The organism is Bacillus sp. SIMBA_005 (assembly GCF_046535585.1).
GTDB lineage: Bacteria > Bacillota > Bacilli > Bacillales > Bacillaceae > Bacillus > Bacillus pumilus.
Genome location: NZ_JAWRWI010000465.1, coordinates 1 through 269, shown reverse-complemented (window position 1 = coordinate 269; position 269 = coordinate 1). Strand labels below are relative to the sequence as shown.

The window sequence follows — 269 nt, the reverse complement described above, 5'->3', positions numbered from 1 at the left end:
CGCTTGACCGTCCACTGCCCCAGCAGGCCCAGCGTGGCCGTCGAGGTCCGGATCGTCTGCGACTGGTAGCCCAGCGCGTAGACCGCATCGCCGGTCTCGGCGTACCCGTCCAGCGAGGCGCGCGCCATGTCCAGCCGGCCGTACGGCGTCAGCTGCGTGGCGTCGGCCTGGAACCGGTAACCGGTGGAGAGCGAGGCGAACCACTGGTTGCCGTCGCGGCTGCCGTGCACGAGGCTGCCGTTGTCGGTGACGTAGCGACGCGCATCGAA

Annotated in this window: 1 protein-coding gene; it reads right to left on the bottom strand. The window is 70.6% G+C overall.

Annotated elements, in window-relative coordinates; genetic code table 11:
* The coding region (locus tag SB660_RS20915) for an autotransporter outer membrane beta-barrel domain-containing protein (RefSeq protein ID WP_410584280.1) at positions 1 to 269 on the bottom strand (269 nt) is incomplete at both ends.